This window comes from Nocardia sp. NPDC050799 (assembly GCF_040654015.1).
Classification (GTDB): domain Bacteria; phylum Actinomycetota; class Actinomycetes; order Mycobacteriales; family Mycobacteriaceae; genus Nocardia.
Window position 1 is genome coordinate 1 of the sequence record NZ_JBFAHF010000124.1, and the last position, 1161, is coordinate 1161.

Below are 1161 nucleotides of genomic sequence, written 5' to 3' on the forward strand. Positions count from 1 at the left end.
CCGAGATCGCCCTGCAGCAAGCGGCCGAGCCAGTGCAGGTAGCGGCTGAACAACGGCTGATCCAACCCATACAGCGCCCGCAGCTCGGCGGCGCGTTGCGCGGTCAAATTGATGTTGCCGTCGATAAAATCGCCGGGCGCCAGGGCGAAAATGCAAAAAATCAGCAAGGAAGCCAACAACAGCATCGGGATAGTCTGCAACAGACGGCGCAGGATAAAGTTTCTCATCGCGGGTTCCATCGCCGCCGCCCGGAATGGCGCGGCGGCGTCAGGGCGTTACGGCGCCGGTTTGACGTTCGGCAGGCTGCCGACCAATCCGTTGTAGATATCCGGTTTAAAGCCGGTGACGCGCGCGCTGCTGGCGCTCAAAATCTCGCGGTTGCCGAGCAGGATCACCGGCGGATCGTCCGCCAACACTTGATACAGCTGGTGATACAGCGGCTTGCGCTGGGCGATATCCAGCGTGGCATTGGCCCTGGCGATCAGCGCGTCTACCTGCGGGTTGTGATAACCGGTCTCGCTCTCGCTGCTGATGAAATCGCGTACGCCGTCGTGCGGATCGTTCAGCGTACTGGTGCTGAGGGACGCCAGGTCGTAATTGCCCGCCTTGCGCTGCGCCAACAGCGCGTTGAAGTCCAATACCTGCGGTTTCAGCACCACGCCGAGCCGGCGATAGTTATCCTTGGCGATCGGCACCAGCGCGTCGTTGATCAGCTTTTTGGTTACCAGCAGCGTCAGCTCCAGCTTTTTACCGTCTTTCTGCCGGATACCGTCAGCGCCCATCTGCCAACCGGCCTCGTCCAACAGCTTTTTGGCCTTATCGAGATCGTAAGCGTAGGGATTGATGCCGTTCGCGTCATAGGCCCAGGAGATCGGCGAAATCGGCTGGTTGGCGACCTTGCCGTACCCCTGGTACACCACGGCGATCAGCTTTTGCCGATCGAGGCCGTAGATCAGCGCCTGGCGCACCCGTTTATCCTGCAGCGCCGGGCGTCTGAGGTTGAAATCAACGCGGCTGTAATCGCTTGAGCTGTAAAGGTTGATATTGGCGAAGCCGAGCAGCTTGAGCTGTTCGATATCGTCCGGTTTGGCGGTAAAGGCGTCGTATTCGGTCTCACCGGTCTGGAACAGCTGGAAGTTGGTGGCCGGGTTGGTGACGCGG

Annotated in this window: 1 protein-coding gene and 1 pseudogene; both read right to left on the reverse strand. The window is 60.2% G+C overall.

From position 1 onward, the window contains the following. Positions 1 to 227, reverse strand: a pseudogene (locus AB0H42_RS35825) (ABC transporter permease); the annotation flags it as partial. Positions 228 to 275: 48 nt separating this feature from the next. Then, positions 276 to 1161: ABC transporter substrate-binding protein (locus AB0H42_RS35830; protein ID WP_357064347.1), on the reverse strand; the 886-nt coding region annotated here is incomplete at its 5' end.